This window comes from Clostridium sp. YIM B02555 (genome assembly GCF_022320955.1).
Classification (GTDB): domain Bacteria; phylum Bacillota; class Clostridia; order Clostridiales; family Clostridiaceae; genus Clostridium; species Clostridium saccharoperbutylacetonicum.
This window is the reverse complement of the sequence record NZ_JAKJJY010000020.1, coordinates 66,610-80,906: the sequence shown is the minus strand read 5'-3', so window position 1 is coordinate 80,906 and position 14,297 is coordinate 66,610. Positions and strand designations below refer to the sequence as shown.

Genomic DNA, 14,297 nt, shown 5'->3' with positions numbered 1-14,297 from the left:
ATATTTTTAATATATTTTCTATACTACTTAATACTTACTGTTCTAAACTCTATTTTATCACTTCTATGATGTGCTATCGAATATTCGAAAGGTTGCCCATTATCTAAAAATCCTACTTGTTCAACTTCTAATATTGGGAAATTGCTATCTATTTTTAATTCTTTTTGTTCTAATTCATCTGGTAAAATAGCCCTAATAATTCTATGTGCACTTTTTATTTTTAACTTCAAAGTATTTTCTATGTAACCATAAACTGAACTCATTAAAATATCATTTTTAATTCCTGGAATGAGTACAATAGGCATATATGTATATTCAATTACGAATGGTTCATCATTACTATATCTTGCTCTTATCAAGTAATATGCAAAATCATCAACCGTTATTTTTAATTTTGTAGCAATCTCTTCTGTTGGATGCACTACTTCAAATTTAATAATTTTTGAAGTTACCTTTTTATCATTATGACTTTCAGTAAAACCTTCAAACTGTTTTGCCATGCTTAGCTTTTGAACATCAGTATCATCAAGAGCTTTTACAAATGTTCCAGCTCCTCTTCTTTTTATTACCAACCCCTGTGTTACAAGCTCATCAACTGCTTTTTTAATAGTAATTCTACTAACTCCATACTGCTCACACATTTCTTTCTCTAAAGGCAATTGTTCATTAGTATTAAATTTACCATTTAATATTCCATTTCTTATATCTTCAGCAATTTCTTCATACTTTGCCATTATATCCCCTCAACTCCTCACAACATAACTTATTCACTTATTGATTATATCATTTATTTATAATATTATACAAATAATTCGAGTAAATCTTCAAATATAATCTTTTAAAAAATTCACTTACCTTCTTTTTTTCATATTTTTATGACAAGTTTCTAAACATTTTATTAATCCTACACTCTATTTATCAAAAAATGATATACTTGACTTAATCCACTTATTAAATTTCACTTAAAGGAGAATTAATATGCTAATAAAAAATTGTAATATTGTATATTTAGATAAAATTGAAAAAGGCACAATACATATTGAAGACGGAAAAATAAAAGAAATAAATCCAATTAACTGTAGTGATAAAAATATATATGACGCTAATGGATTATATATATCTCCAGGATTTATTGATGTTCATATACATGGTGCTGGTGGTTTTGACACCATGGATGGAAGTAGTGAAGCTATTAAAGGTATCGCTAAAACAATAGTTAAACATGGAACAACTGCTTTTCTTCCTACCACTATGACTGTTTCTGTTGACGATATAAGAAAATCTTTAAAAGTAATAAAAATGCTCAAAGAGAATAGTTCTGATATTCCTCATGTTTTAGGGGTTCATCTAGAAGGACCTTTTATAAACCCAAAAGCTATTGGAGCACAAAATCCTAAATACGTTTTATCACCTTCTATTTCTCTGTATAAAGATTTAATAGATAAATATGAGGATATTATTATTTCCATAACATTGGCTCCTGAAATTGCTGGAGCAACTGAACTAATTCAATACTTTTCTTCAAAAGATATTATCTGTTCAGCAGGTCATACTGCCGCAACTTATGATGAAGCAATATTAGGCATAAAACATGGTATTTCTCACGCAACTCATCTGTTTAATGCAATGACTACTTTAAATCATAGAAGCCCTGGAGTTGTTGGAGCGATATTTGATAGCAACATTACAACTGAAGTTATTTGTGATGGAATTCATATTGCATATCCTGTCTTAAGAATTGCATTTAAGCAAAAAGGAACTGACAATGTTTTATTAATATCCGATGCCATGATGGCTTGCGGTATGAAAAATGGAGAATATTCTTTAGGTGGGCAAAAAGTAATTGTAAATAATGATGAAGCTCGTTTAGAAAACGGTGCTTTAGCAGGTTCTGTTCTTACAATTGATAAAGCTGTAAGAAACGTATATAAAAATTCAAACTTACCCTTATACGAAATAATAAAAATGGCTACATACAATGGTGCTAAGCATTGCAAAGTTGATAATCATAAAGGTTTAATCAAAGAAGGTTTTGATGCCGATTTAATATTATTTGATGAAGATATCAATATAAAGAAAGTCTTTATATTAGGAAAAGAAGCTTATTCTGCAATAAATTAATTCAAGTAGCCATATTTAAATGAGAAACCTTATACATATCTTGATTTACTTTTACAAATCAAAAATAAAATGTATATTTATAAAAAACTACAGCTATTTTTTTATAAGCTGTAGTTTTTACTATGTTAATTAATTATTCCTGTCTTTGAAGGTAATTATATAATGCACCTAACTTATTTGCATCATTTCCAAATTCACATTTCTTTAAAAATGGCTTTATTGTTCCTTCTAAATCGCTATTCATGAGAATATCTAATCGTTTATTGATCTCATCAATATATTCTTCTCTTTCACTTATAGCTCCACCTAAAATTATAACTTCCGGATCAAAAGTATATTGAATATTATAAATTCCTACTGCCATAATAAAATAATATTTATTCACTTCTTTAATGGCAATTTCATCACCATTCTTACATAATTCAAATACTCCAATCCCATCTAAGCTTCCTTCTTCTAATCCTTTTAATCTTGCAACTCCTTTTGCTAATGCTATGGTAGACCCTGCTTGACTCCAGCTTGTAAACTTTGGTTCTCCCTCAAAATCACAAGTTATTGAACAATATCCAAATTCTCCACCATGTTTATGAGTTCCACCATGAATTTTCTTATCTTTAACAATCGCTCCACCTATTCCTGAACCACATACAACAAAAGCCAAGTCATTATTATTTTTACCAGCACCAAGCCAACATTCACCTAATGCTGCACAATTTGCGTCATTTTCAAGTTCAGTTTCTAAACCTGTAGTTCCTCTTAGGATTTCTTTAAAGTTTGGACCATGTATATATGGAATAGCACTTACCCCTCCAATTATTCCTGTTTCACTGTCTACTGCTCCTGGTGCACTTATAGCTATTCCTTTAACATAATGGACTTTCTTCATCTCATTTGTTATTTTAGATAACTCATTAAAAAATTCACTTTTATTTTCTGGAACATTAAATTTATTACTTTCAACAAATTCTCCATTTGTATTAATTACAGACCACTTAACAGAACTTCCACCAATATCAAAAACCATAAAATTTTTCATAATTATCTCTCCTCTAGAATCCCTTGTTTTGAGCAACTTCTTTAATCCATCTTCCTGATTTTTTTATTGTTTTCTTTTGAGTTTCTAGATCAACAGCTATAAACCCGTATCTATTTTTATATGCATTAGACCATGACCAACAGTCAATTGGTGTCCATGTATGATATCCAAAACAGTTAGAGCCTTCACTTATTCCCTTGTGAAGATATTCTAAATGTTCTTTATAGAAATCTATTCTATAATCATCTTCTATTATTCCATCTTCATTTATATATTTTTCTTCTCCTTCAACACCCATGCCATTTTCAGATATGTACCATGGAATATTATCATAATTATCCCTTAAATTAATTGCAATATCATACATACATTTTGGATATATTTCCCAACCCCTATATGGGTTCATTCTTCTTCCAGGCATTTCATAGTTATCAAAATATTTATCTGGCATCCATCCTTTTGATTCATCAAACTCTGATTCTTTTGCCTTTACTCTTCTAGGCTGATAATAATTTACTCCAAGAAAATCAACAGTATTATTTTTAATTATTTCTAATTCTTTTTCTGTTGCCTGCCAAATCACTCCATCCTGCTCCAATATATCAAGAAGAATTTTAGGGAAATCCCCTTTAACAGCTGGGTCCAAAAATGAAGTATTGAAATAACTATCCGCAATATTAGACGCCATAGTATCTTCATCATTATTTGATCTTGGATATGCTGGTGTTAAATTTAAAACTATTCCGATTTGTCCACCTTCTTTATGGAATCCCATTTCTTTATACGCTTCAATAACTTTTGCTGATGCTAGATTTAAGTTAAACATTACTTGAACAGCTTTTCTTCCATCTACAATTTTAGGATAATGGAATTGATATAAATATTCTCCTTCAACTATTACCATAGGTTCATTAAATGTTGTCCAATGTTTAACTCTGTCCCCAAATAACTCAAAGCATTTTCTTGCGAATATCACAAACAAATCAACAACATGCTTTGACTCCCATCCACCATATTTATCATATAATTCAACTGGTAAATCAAAGTGATGCAGATTCATAACAGGAAGAAGATCATTTTCAATACATTCATCAATGACTTCATTATAAAATCTCACTCCATCTTCATCTACTTCACCAGTTTCAAAATCTTTTATAAGCCTTGTCCACTGAATTGAAGTTCTAAAACTATTTAACCCTATTTCTTTTATTAATTTTAAGTCTTCTTTATGACTATTATAGAAATTAGATGCTACATTAGGACCTACTCCATTAAAAAATGCTTCTGGTTCTATATCAAACCAATGATCAAATACACTATCATGTTTCTTATTAAATCTACCTTCACTTTGCGGACCTGAAGTTGCTGATCCCCACCAAAAATTTTCTGGAAACTTATATTTTATACTCATATCTTGTCCTCCTACTTTTTCTTGTTTAGCATTATTTTTTACAAGTTAACTAATTGTGCTAATTTTAATATTATTATTTTGAAAAGCCATTAGACTTTTCTTCCAAAATTCTAAACTCTTAACTAATTTTTAGTTCCGTATTGCATAAATGATCCGTATTGCAGCATAGCTGCTCTTTTTATAGGTGTAACTCTTAACTGAACTAAAGCATTGCTGCCCCTATAAGTCCTGCATTATCTCCAATTTCAGCTATTCTTATGTCTACCATTGAAGGATCAGCTACTTTTGTTTTCGTACATTCAATTATCTTAGGTAATAAATAAGTGTTATATATTAATACTGCTCCGCCAATAACTACAGTTTCTGGATCTACTACGGATATTATATTAGCTATTCCAATTGAAATATTATCAATCCAATTTTCTATTACTTGTACAGCTTTTTTATCATTACTTTTATATAACTCAAACACTTCTTTTGTACTTAATTTTTTTCCGTATGCTTCTGATGCTATTCTAGCTATATTAATGCCACTGCATTGTCCTTCTAATCCTCCCTTATTTGCACCTGCATGACTATACCTATCCTCATTAATTATCATATTGTAAATTTCTGCAGTTTGGCTGTGTGCTCCATTTATAATTTTATTTTCAAGAATTAATGCACCACCTACACCAGTTGAAACAGTTATATAAAATACTGATTCACAGTTCTTGGCACTACCAACCAAGCTTTCTGCAAGACCCGCTACATTTGCATCATTATTAACCTTAACTGGTAAGTTTAGTTTTTCACTTAAATAATTTTTAATATTAAAATTTCTCCATCCTTTTAGGTTAACAGGATTCAATAATTTACCCTCTCTCAAATCTAAAGGCCCTGGTACACCTACTCCTACTTTTTCTATTTCATAATTACTCCATTGTCCCTTTATGTGATTAACTAATTTGTCTAAGTTATAAGTAGGACCTTTTTCTACTTCATTTTCAACTTTGAATATTTCTAATATGTCTCCATCCTTAGATATAACTGCTGCTCTTAAGTTTGTTCCACCAATATCGATTCCTATTAAATTAGACATGTTACTCCCCCTATAGTTTTTCAAAATTGTTTTTATTATTTCTTGATATAATTATAACTACAAGCAATTTTTTATTTACATTCATTTAATACAAATAATTGTGACATAAAATCTTCACGTTTTCTTGACCAATATTCATTAGAGTTATCTGTATAATCCTTTGATAATATTATTCCTAAATTCATAAGTTCATCACCGTAATAAGTTCCTTCTCTGCCCTCTATTGAATATAACTTATTAGAATCTAACCCTTGTAACTTTATACGATTATATTTTTCATTCGGTATGCATAAAGCTTGATAATAACCTACGATAGCTCGTGATTTATCCTCCGAAACAACCATCCATGACGTTTCATTTCTTTCAAAAGGATTTAGTATTCTGTAAAAATCACCTTTTTGAAATAATGATTTATTATTCTTAACGAATTCAACTTGTTCTTTGACTATTTCTTTTTCTTCATCACTCAAAGTATTTAAATTTAGTTCATAACCAAAGGTTCCAAAGTATGCCACATTAGCTCTTGTATTAAGTGGAGTAAATCTTCCTACCTGGTGATTTGGCACTGCTGATACATGGCTTCCTATTGCACTTAATGGATAAATCATTGAAGTACCATATTGTATCTTTAATCTCTCTATAGCATCTGTATCATCACTTGCCCAAGTTTGTGGTGCATAATAGAGCATTCCAGGATCAAACCTAGCTCCACCACCTGCACAGGATTCAATTAATATATTTGGATATTTAGCAATTATCTTTTCAGCTAACTTATATACTCCAAGAATATATCTATGGAATACTTCACCTTGTCTATCTGCTTCTAGTTCTAACGAATAAGGCTCTGTTATATACCTATTCATATCCCACTTAATATAAGAAATTTTAGAGTTTCCTATTATGTTGTCCATCAAATTAAATACATGTTCAATAACTTCATCCCTTGAAAAATCTAGGATAAATTGATTTCTTCCATGAGACATATTTCTATTAGGTGTTTGAATAGTCCATTCTGGATGTTCTTTGAATAATTTAGTATCCTTACATACCATTTCTGGTTCAAACCACAATCCAAATTTCAGACCCATTTCTTCTACTTTTTTAGATAAGCCTGCTATACCGTTTGGCAACTTCTCTTTATTTACAAACCAATCTCCAAGAGAACTTGTATCATCATTTCTTCGTCCAAACCACCCATCATCTAATACAAATAGTTCTATGCCTAAGTCCTTTGCAGTTCTTACAATTGAAAGAATCCTTTCCTCATCAAAATCGAAATATGTCGCTTCCCAATTATTCACAAGAATTGGGCGTTCTTTATCCCTCCAGATTCCTCTTGCAAGCCTTGTTCTATAAAGTTTATGATATGTTTGACTCATTGCATTTAAACCATCACCCGTATATACCATTACACATTCAGGTGTTTGAAATTCTTCCTTTGAATCTAATTTCCACTTGAACTCATAAGGATTTATTCCCATCATAACCCTTGAAATACCATAAGAATCAACTTCTACTTGCCCTAAAAAATTCCCACTATATACTAAACTAAAACCATAAACTTCTCCATTTTCTTCAGTTGTTTCCGGACGCTTTAATATCATGAACGGATTATGAATATGACTGCTTGCCCCTCGCAAACTATGAATTCCTTGAATTCCCTCTGTTAATTTTCTATTTTTCAAATGACATTCCCTTGCCCATGCACCTGATGTATGTATAAATTCGAAATTTGAATCAGGCAAATCAATGCTCATACTCATAGCATTATCAATATAAAACTCATTTGATCCTTCATTTGTTATTTTTGTATTTCTACATATGGCATCAATATCTTTGTAAATAGTATAGCTTAGAATAAGTTTGCTATTTAGCCCCTCATCAAATAATATGATTTCTAATGTTTCCGCTTCTGAATTATCTTCAACATAGGTTGCTGGTAATCCCTTCAGTTTATTTTTACCACAATATATGTTATGTTCTACATACTTATAATTACTTATTCTACTTCCATTCTTACTTATTATCGTATGTGCTGGATACCTATAATCTGTTGTCCCATAGCTTGGATAATCCTGTTTGATATGTTCTAGTGATGTTGTGTGACTTCCTTTAAACATATTACATGAAGGTCTAAGTTCCCGTTCCATAATATGTTTAAAAGATTCTCTGTGCGTTAATCTTTTTCCATAATAAACATTTTCAACTTGTTCTATACCAGCAATTATTCTTGCAATATAGCTTATATTATCATTATAAAGATGAAATTCTCTTGTACTCTTATTAAATTTAATTCCCATTTTAATTAAGTTCCTTCTTAAATTAATATTTATATAATAATAAAATCTAATATTCTTAAAAATATTTAAGACCTATTTCTATATATTTCCCTAAACTAACAAATAAACGCAGTTCAGATTTAATTTTTTTATACCACTGGATAACTCTTAAGTATTGTAAGATGTCCAATTATTTCATACTTGCCCAAAGTTGCAGGGATCAAATAACTATCACCTATTTTTATCTTCTCCAGATAACCATCTCCTTTTATAGTTCCTTCTCCATCAACACAGGTTAAAATATCAAATTTTTCTTTATCACTTTCGTCTTTTAATGTCTCATGTATAATGAATTTTTCCATTCCAAAATATTCATTTCTACACAACAAACTTCTTTTGAACCCATCAAATGAAACTTCCTCACCTTCAAGATTTTCACATTTAAGATCAAAATTTATAACTTCTAATGCCTTTTTCACATGTATTTCTCTTGGTCTTCCATAATCATAAACCCTGTAAGTAACATCACTATTTTGTTGAATTTCTGCTATAATAACTCCTTCACATATTGCATGGATAAGCCCACTATTTATTAAAAAGCAGTCACCTTTTTTTACTTCTATTTTGTTTAAATAATTTTCTACTTTTCCTGACTTTATTGCTATCTCAAACTCTTTCTTGGTACAATTCTTAGTTCCAACTATTAAAGCTGCATTAGGTTTGGCATCTACAACATACCAAGCCTCAGTCTTTCCATAATCGCCTTCATATTTAGCTGCATATTCATCTCCCGGATGAACTTGAACTGAAAGCTTTTCTTTTGAATTAATAAGTTTAACTAGTAGAGGTAGCTTCTCTGTAGAGACTTTACTACCAACTAGAGCATGTTCATATTTATTTATTAACTCATCAAATCTCGTTCCTTTTTCTTCTCCATTTTCTACAATTCCTATTCCATTTGGATGACAAGCTATATCCCAGCTTTCCCCAATACCACCACTTGGAAGATTATCTCTAAATTTTTCTAAATCTCTTCCTCCCCAAATTTTTTCATAATATAAATTTTCAAATTTTATTGGATACATTTTCCCCCTCCATATAGTTTCCATATTTCTTCAATTAAAATTTAACTAAACTTCATAATTAACAACGTTTTCAACTAGTCAATTGTAATATAAAAATCACACTTTTAAACAGTTGACTTTTTTAGCTTAACGATTAATTAAACAATTATATTATACAGCTAATTAGTAAACATATCAATATAATTTCTATTAGCCGTTTTAATAATAAATTAAGTTTGATATTCTTTGCTTTTACAAAATTTCTTTTAAATATCCAATTAACTCTATTGCTGCTTTTTCATGCGATAACTTCCCAGGATGTTTTCTTGAACCTACAGTTTCTTCGTTAGTATTTGGCAGTTGGAATACCGAAACCTTTTTTTCTCCTGTATTTTTAACATAAATATCTACTGCACGGTAAATTGCTGGGAGCATCTCCCCACCAAGCATTCCATTTACCCACACTATATTTGCGCTCTTATTAAATTTCCTAAGCTTAACAAGAAAATCATACACAGCCTTTTCAAATGTTTTTAAATCTTCTTCATTAAATGTACCATCTTCATTTAATCTTTGCTTATAAGTTTCACCAGTTACCTCATCTATCCATTCAGGAGAATTAAACGCTCCTCTATCATTTGTTCCAAGATTCACCACCACAACATCTGGCTGCCAAGAATCAAAGCCATTAGCTTTAAAAGCTCCTAAAGCTTCATTTTTCTCTCCAGTGAGAATACCACAAACTTTTTCATAGTACTGTGGGATATTAAAATGTGGATTATTGTCCCAACTAGTAAGAACTCCCCATCCACTTTCTGAAATGACTCTATAATCAGCATTCAAAGCCTTTGCTACTATTGTACTATAATTATCTATTGCACTAAACCACATAGAAATCCAATCATCTTCTTGCTTAGCTCCTATCACTCCTTCTCCTGACGTTATACTATCACCTATAAATTCAATTTTATATTTCTTTTCTTCTATTGGTAAAAATTCTCCATCAAATTTTACAGCATGTATTTGCATAAAACTTGCTGGATCTCCATTCATAGCTTGAACATCTCTTACTATGCAAACATTCTTCACTTCATTTTCATTCATGCCTCTAAATACACATATCCAATACCTTCCTGCAGTAAGCATCTGTCTGCTCACCGGAGACGAGTTAATAACTACACTTATCCAAGGTTCATACATATCGTAATCTACTTCTACTTCAATCCAAAGTTCAGAGCCTTTTGCATTTAACTCAATACCACTACCTGTCCAAAATACTGTTAATGGAGAAAGACATCCTGTTGTTCTGCCATGAACTTTTAAGTTTTCAATATCTAATAATGTATGCACTTTTAGATTCCTATTTTCTTTCATCTTATTTTTCCTCCTAAAATACTCTTTATCTAAAAAAATATTTTTACTATTAAATTTATTTTACATTTGTAATTTTTTCAATTTATAAAATTCACCTTTTTTCTCCATAAGCTCCTCATAAGTTCCAAACTCTTCTAACCCACCATTTCCTATAACCGCAATCTTATCTGCATTTCTAATTGTAGACAATCTATGAGCAACCACTAATGTTGTCCTATCTTTAACTAAATTCTCAATTGATTCCTGTATCTTTTTTTCCGAAATACTATCCAAAGCAGATGTTGCTTCATCAAGAATTAATATTTTAGGATTTCTTGCAAATGCCCTTGCTATAGATATTCTTTGACGCTGACCACCAGAAAGATTCATTCCATGCTCAGTTATTTTAGTATCTACTCCATCTGGAAGCGACTCTATTAATTCTTCTAAATTAGCAGCCTTGATTATTCTATTTAATTCTTCATCTAAAATACTATTTGTTCCATAAATAATATTTTCACGAATAGAATCAGAAAATAAAATTGCATTTTGTGGAACAACTGCAATATGTGAGCGATAACTTTGAAGATTAAGTGTTGCAATATCTTGATTATCAATAAGTACTTGTCCTTCTGTTGCTTGAAAAAATCCAATTACAAGATTTAGAATAGTTGATTTCCCAGCTCCTGAAGCGCCTACAAAAGCTATTGTTTCACCTGGATTTATAGTAAAATTTAAATTTGTTAAAATTTGGAGCTCACTATCTTTATATTTAAAATTAACATTTCTAAATGTAATTTCACCTTTAACCTCTTTAATTTTCTTTTTCTTACGATTATTTTCTATATCATCAGAAAGAAGTATATCTCCAATTGAAGACACTGATTCTAAGCCTTTTGCAATAGTAGGCAGCATTGTTATAACACCTGCTATCTGAGCAACTATTGATCCAAAATAAGTTTGATAAAGTACAACTTCACCTATTGAAATATAACCTTTTACTGCTATATATCCTGTAAATCCAAGGCATATTATTTGGAATACTTGAAAAGCAACCCAACTTATTGATGAAAAATATGCCTGAATCAGATCTAATTTTAACCCCTTTTTTGCCACATTAACTAGCTGTCTGTCTATTTTCTTCGTTTCTTGTTTTTCTAACGCATGAGCTCTTGTAACAGGAATTAATTCTACCATCTCCATTACACTAACTGAAGTTTCTTCCATCTCTTTTCTATAATCACTATTATATCTTTTAATTTTCCCACTAAATACAATAATAATAATTACTGCTACAGGTATAGTTCCAACAAAAAATATAAATACTGTTAAACTTTTAAAAATTACAACACCCAAGGCTACAACAATATTTAAAGCTATGCCTAATATAGTAATAAAAACTTGAGATGATAAATTTTCGATTTGCTCCACGTCACGCATAATTTTTGATTGCAAACGTCCTGATTGCATTTCATTATGATATGCAATAGAGAGTTGCTGCAATTTTTTAACGAGAGTGCTCCTTAATTTTCTTTCAACACTTCTTATAGTTTTAGCATATAACACTGTATGTATATAATTTGTTGGTACATTTTGTAATACCATAACGAGGATTATAATAATATTTACTATAATTATATTAACAGCATTCTCACCCTTATCAGTTGCAGCATTTATAATATTTGCTGATACAACTGGCATAACCCACACTGGAGAACTTTTAATCAAAAAGAATATAACTGAAAAAAAGAGGCTTAAATAATGTCCTTTATATATTCCAATAAGAGTTTTCAAAGTATTATTTTCATTTTGTTTGAATATTTCTAAAAGAGCTTCTTCTTGTGGTTCTAATTTGTCATCTAATTTATTTTTAAATTCTATCACTCTTTCACCACCATATCATAATATTTCTTTATAATTTTTTCTGCTGGTTTTCCATATACCTCATATCCTTTATCATTTTTAGCTCTACTTAATAAATACTGACTTCCTGCCCAATCCCACATAGCAAAACCAGATACCCATTCACGCTTAATTGAAGATTCAAACATAGTTTTATACCATTCTGCTTGCTCATTTAAATCTATGTTTCCTTCAAGACTCCAATCATTCGGAACCTCTGAAGAACCTTTTGTAGACATACAACCCGCTTCTGCAAAGAAAAATGGTTTATTATATTTCTTCACTACCTTTTCAATACGATTCAATTCTTTTTCCCAATCAGAAATAGGATAGTAACCACTCGAAGAAATAACATCTATACAATCCCACCATTTTACATTATGCTCTTGATATTTATCTGTATTATAAGATACAATCCCTTTGTAAACATTTCTGATATCTGAAATAAGTTTACGCCACTCATTTTCTCTACGCTCTGCCATAACCATTTCACAACCCGCTATAAACATTTCACAACCTGTTTTTTGAGCAATAGTAGCATAATGAAGTTGAAAATCTGTATATGAAGCAAACCATTTACTCCATTTTGGCTCACAGTGAACATCTTCATCAAAAAAATTAATATGTGCTCTCCAAGTTCCATTTTTACAATTAACCGTTGGCTTAATAGCTACTCTAAGCCCAATATCCTTTGCATAATTTATAATATCTTCTAATTCTTCATCTGATACAGTTGAATTAGATATATAACAAATCTCTTCTGATTGCGGAGTATCCTGTAATCCATTTGGTACAAGTATTATAAAATTAATTCCAATTCTTTCTTTTAAATTATCTAAACTCTCATAAGTTTTCTTCTTCAAATAGCTACCCCTCCTAGCAAAAGGTGCAAATGTAAATCCTTTTATAAACTCCATAAGATTCATTCCTTTCTTTTAGTTAATACAATAAAAAATAATATTCTTGTTTACTATTTTTTTATTACACCGTTATCCACATATACTATATCAATTCTATTTTTTATCTGATATAATACAATTATTTAAAAATAGAACAAATCTATTTTATGGAGGCTATCATGAATTATTTATTTGAAGAGATTAATGTTTTAGTATCACCCTACGAAGCTTTTATAGCTGGTACCAAATATGGAAATTTCCCAATCAAAGCTCATTGGCATTATTATATGGAAATTATTTTTATCCTTAAGGGAACTTCATTAATAAACTGTAATAATAATGAATACATTCTTGAAGCTGGTGACTTAATTTTATTCCATCCACAAGTAGTTCATTCAATTTTTTCAGTCTCCAATGAACCACTAAAATACGGAGTGCTAAAGTTTGATATAAACAATCTTCACATAAACAGTAATTATACCCCAAAGCTTAGTTCAATCTTTAAATGTGCAATAGATAACCCTTATGCTGCTATATTAATTTCTTCAAAAGCATTTAATAGTTCAATAGAAAGTATATTCACAAGTTGCATTGAAGAAGTGGCCAATAAAGATTATGGCTACGATATCCGTTTTCAATCTCTAGTTTCATCATTATTGATAGAAATTCTTAGAATTTGGAGAAAAAATGGATTTGATACAAATAATATAATGTTAACTCCTTATGACACTGATTCATTACACACAATATTGCAATATATAGATGAACATTCACATGAATCAATAAAAGTTGAATTTCTTGCCGAGAAGTGCCACATGAGTTACTCATATTTTGCTAAGAAATTTCACGAATTATATGGTCAATCCTGCAAGGATTATATTGAATTTATAAGATTGAGTAAAGTTAAAGATTTATTGTTATTCACAAATTTTGACCTTAACTATATCAGTCAAGAAACAGGCTTTGCGGATTGTAGTCATTTAATACGAACCTTTAGAAAAAAGACAGGTATAACTCCAAAACAATTTAGAAAACAACACATTATAGATACCAAATATTAAAATTTGCAAAAAAAAGAAGGCCTCAGTTACTTAAGCTTCAAGAATATTGATATAAACCTATATATTCTCGATATAATACTACGTAAAAGA

Annotated in this window: 11 protein-coding genes; 2 read left to right on the top strand and 9 right to left on the bottom strand. The window is 30.1% G+C overall.

Features of this window, described 5'->3' with window-relative positions:
* Positions 1-23 precede the first annotated feature (23 nt).
* Positions 24-734, bottom strand: coding sequence for a GntR family transcriptional regulator (locus tag L3B98_RS22025; protein WP_015395317.1), 711 nt, complete (start codon positions 732-734; stop codon positions 24-26).
* A gap of 244 nt (positions 735-978) precedes the next feature.
* On the opposite strand from L3B98_RS22025, the gene nagA reads away from it, so the two are divergent.
* Positions 979-2,121, top strand: a complete 1,143-nt coding sequence (gene nagA, locus L3B98_RS22020) for an N-acetylglucosamine-6-phosphate deacetylase (RefSeq protein WP_238918262.1) — start codon at positions 979-981, stop codon at positions 2,119-2,121.
* Positions 2,122-2,254: 133 nt separating this feature from the next.
* Here nagA and L3B98_RS22015 read toward each other — a convergent pair whose 3' ends face one another.
* The 8 genes from L3B98_RS22015 to L3B98_RS21980 all read right to left on the bottom strand — a co-directional run bounded on the left by L3B98_RS22015 (position 2,255) and on the right by L3B98_RS21980 (position 13,110).
* On the bottom strand, positions 2,255-3,157 hold the full coding sequence (locus tag L3B98_RS22015; RefSeq protein WP_015395319.1) for an ROK family protein: 903 nt from the start codon (positions 3,155-3,157) through the stop codon (positions 2,255-2,257).
* A 13-nt stretch (positions 3,158-3,170) separates the two neighbouring features.
* Positions 3,171-4,568, bottom strand: a complete 1,398-nt coding sequence (locus L3B98_RS22010; protein ID WP_238918261.1) for a glycoside hydrolase family 1 protein — start codon at positions 4,566-4,568, stop codon at positions 3,171-3,173.
* A gap of 202 nt (positions 4,569-4,770) precedes the next feature.
* Positions 4,771-5,649, bottom strand: coding sequence for an ROK family protein (locus L3B98_RS22005; protein WP_077366335.1), 879 nt, complete (start codon positions 5,647-5,649; stop codon positions 4,771-4,773).
* Between the two features lie 71 nt (positions 5,650-5,720).
* Positions 5,721-7,949, bottom strand: a complete 2,229-nt coding sequence (locus tag L3B98_RS22000; protein ID WP_238918260.1) for an alpha-galactosidase — start codon at positions 7,947-7,949, stop codon at positions 5,721-5,723.
* A gap of 128 nt (positions 7,950-8,077) precedes the next feature.
* Positions 8,078-9,013 carry a type I phosphomannose isomerase catalytic subunit gene (locus tag L3B98_RS21995; protein ID WP_238918259.1) on the bottom strand — a complete coding sequence of 312 codons (936 nt, stop codon included), beginning with the start codon at positions 9,011-9,013 and terminating at the stop codon, positions 8,078-8,080.
* A 231-nt stretch (positions 9,014-9,244) separates the two neighbouring features.
* The gene (locus L3B98_RS21990; RefSeq protein ID WP_077366338.1) at positions 9,245-10,366 is read right to left on the bottom strand and encodes an SGNH/GDSL hydrolase family protein; all 1,122 of its coding nucleotides are present in this window, start codon (positions 10,364-10,366) and stop codon (positions 9,245-9,247) included.
* A gap of 60 nt (positions 10,367-10,426) precedes the next feature.
* The gene (locus L3B98_RS21985; RefSeq protein ID WP_077366339.1) at positions 10,427-12,229 is read right to left on the bottom strand and encodes an ABC transporter ATP-binding protein; all 1,803 of its coding nucleotides are present in this window, start codon (positions 12,227-12,229) and stop codon (positions 10,427-10,429) included.
* The gene (locus tag L3B98_RS21980) at positions 12,226-13,110 is read right to left on the bottom strand and encodes a 1,4-beta-xylanase (RefSeq protein ID WP_343073704.1); all 885 of its coding nucleotides are present in this window, start codon (positions 13,108-13,110) and stop codon (positions 12,226-12,228) included. The genes L3B98_RS21985 and L3B98_RS21980 overlap by 4 nt, the downstream gene beginning before the upstream one ends.
* Positions 13,111-13,325: 215 nt before the next feature.
* Between L3B98_RS21980 and L3B98_RS21975 the strand changes: the two genes are divergently transcribed.
* A complete protein-coding gene (locus L3B98_RS21975) occupies positions 13,326-14,207 on the top strand; it encodes an AraC family transcriptional regulator (RefSeq protein WP_077366341.1) in 882 nt (293 codons plus the stop codon).
* Positions 14,208-14,297 lie beyond the last annotated feature (90 nt).

Coding starts and splice junctions, on each gene's coding strand:
- L3B98_RS22025 (WP_015395317.1), bottom strand. CDS start 734: ATGGCAAAGTATGAAGAAATTGCTGAAGATATAAGAAATGGAATATTA.
- nagA (WP_238918262.1), top strand. CDS start 979: ATGCTAATAAAAAATTGTAATATTGTATATTTAGATAAAATTGAAAAA.
- L3B98_RS22015 (WP_015395319.1), bottom strand. CDS start 3,157: ATGAAAAATTTTATGGTTTTTGATATTGGTGGAAGTTCTGTTAAGTGG.
- L3B98_RS22010 (WP_238918261.1), bottom strand. CDS start 4,568: ATGAGTATAAAATATAAGTTTCCAGAAAATTTTTGGTGGGGATCAGCA.
- L3B98_RS22005 (WP_077366335.1), bottom strand. CDS start 5,649: ATGTCTAATTTAATAGGAATCGATATTGGTGGAACAAACTTAAGAGCA.
- L3B98_RS22000 (WP_238918260.1), bottom strand. CDS start 7,949: ATGGGAATTAAATTTAATAAGAGTACAAGAGAATTTCATCTTTATAAT.
- L3B98_RS21995 (WP_238918259.1), bottom strand. CDS start 9,013: ATGTATCCAATAAAATTTGAAAATTTATATTATGAAAAAATTTGGGGA.
- L3B98_RS21990 (WP_077366338.1), bottom strand. CDS start 10,366: ATGAAAGAAAATAGGAATCTAAAAGTGCATACATTATTAGATATTGAA.
- L3B98_RS21975 (WP_077366341.1), top strand. CDS start 13,326: ATGAATTATTTATTTGAAGAGATTAATGTTTTAGTATCACCCTACGAA.